Source organism: Sulfitobacter sp. HI0040 (assembly GCF_001634885.1).
Lineage (GTDB): Bacteria > Pseudomonadota > Alphaproteobacteria > Rhodobacterales > Rhodobacteraceae > Sulfitobacter.
Map to the genome: position 1 here is coordinate 1 of NZ_LWEX01000494.1, position 383 is coordinate 383.

The 383-nt window shown below is 53.5% G+C and carries 1 pseudogene; it reads right to left on the reverse strand.

From position 1 onward, the window contains the following. Positions 1–133 precede the first annotated feature (133 nt). Positions 134–383 (reverse strand): annotated as a pseudogene (locus A3728_RS19705) (hypothetical protein); the annotation flags it as partial.

A 383-nucleotide genomic window follows, 5' to 3' on the forward strand; every position in this document is an offset into this window, starting at 1 on the left:
CGACGTCGAGTTGCTCAGGTCTCTCGCCGTGGAGTTAGAAAGACGTGGTTACAAAGAATTAGCGGCAAAAATCAGCGAAAACTGATACATTGGCTGTTATAGGACGGCCCTCAGCGGTCATTGCTGAACAAGTTCAGCTTTGCGGTGCGGCTTCCTGATCGAACGTGCCTGCCTCAACCATCACAACCTCGTCCTCGGCCATCCATCCTTTGGAAATCAGAAACTCTTGGATCGTATGAGGGGACTCGGAATAGAGGACAAGAGCGAGACTATCTTCTGCGCGCGTGCAGGTGACATAGAGAAGGCGGCGGGTGCGCTCGATCGTAGTTTCTTCGCCCTGATCTGCCTTTTTCCGAGAGGCTGCGGACAACGGCTTCACGTCA